The organism is Streptomyces alkaliphilus (assembly GCF_014141535.1).
GTDB classification, from domain to species: domain Bacteria; phylum Actinomycetota; class Actinomycetes; order Streptomycetales; family Streptomycetaceae; genus Streptomyces; species Streptomyces alkaliphilus.
The window spans coordinates 1-1,000 of record NZ_VKHT01001388.1 but is presented as its reverse complement, the minus strand read 5'-3'; the positions used below and the strand labels follow the sequence as shown (position 1 = coordinate 1,000).

2 protein-coding genes are annotated in these 1,000 nt (G+C 74.0%); both read right to left on the bottom strand.

The annotated features are described in order from the left end of the window. Positions 1–13: 13 nt before the first annotated feature. Positions 14–472, bottom strand: a complete 459-nt coding sequence (locus FNQ90_RS24655) for a hypothetical protein (protein ID WP_182608360.1) — start codon at positions 470–472, stop codon at positions 14–16. After that, the coding region (locus FNQ90_RS24650; RefSeq protein WP_182608359.1) for a DUF4913 domain-containing protein at positions 469–1,000 on the bottom strand (532 nt) is incomplete at its 5' end. The genes FNQ90_RS24650 and FNQ90_RS24655, both read right to left, overlap by 4 nt.

Below are 1,000 nucleotides of genomic sequence, written 5' to 3'. Positions count from 1 at the left end.
GCATCGCCGCCAACTACGCGGCCGAACTCGCGGGACGGGGCGGGCCCGGCATCGCGGCAGCCGGAGCGGGCCGAAGAGGGAGGTGGTCGGTCAGCTGGGGAGAGCGGACCCGGGCGGCGTGGGCGCGGGCGCTCAGCGGCCGGCGGGACATGCCCAGGCGGATACCGACGGTGTCGTAGACGTCGTTGCGGGCCCGGGGACGAACTGCGACGACGTGGACCTCCTCCCGGTACGCGGAGGCCTGCGGTGCCGGGCGAAGACCGTAGACGAGGCGCCACTCCTTGTGGGGATCCACGAACAGCTTGCGGTATCCCTCCAGGTCCCCGGTCAGCCGAAGCCCCCGCCGTTCGGCGTTCACCACGTCCCGGAGATGGGACAGGGCGGTGTCGCGGATCTCCTCGGGGGCCCCGAGGAGGTCGGTCAGAGCCCGTGGGTCGAAGCTGAGGCCGAAGGCCGGTCGCCCGGCGCTCACGACCCGGACCCGGTCGAACCGGATGATCCGGCCTCGGCCGCGTTGGTCTCCTCCGTTCGGATCGAGGGCGGCGGGCCGGGCAGGAGCCGGTGCGCGGGACGGTCGGGGGAGGTCATGCACGCCGACAGCGGCCCGCCGGGGGCGCGGATCGCCGCGATGGTGTGGGTGAGGAAGTCCCGGTGCCACACCAGGAGTCCGGACGGGCCCGCCTCGGGGTCCTTGTGCTGCTGGTAGGCGAGCCACAGGGCGTGGAGCCAGGCCACCACGTCGTCGTGTTCCTGCCAGCGCGGGCACCACGGTGCCGCCGTGGTGACCTCCGCGCCGTAGCTGGGCATCAGGAAGTCGTCCACCCAGTCGGACAGGGCGTCGAGTTCGTCCTCGTACTCCTCGCCCTCCAGTTCCAGGATCGGGCGCGGTTCCGGTGGGGCCGCCGGCGGGGGCCCGCCGAAAGCGGGAGCCCCGAGGGCGGAGAACGGAGAGGACTGGGGGGTCGGGGCCGAGGCCAGGTGGTCGAGCCGGCGCGCCTGC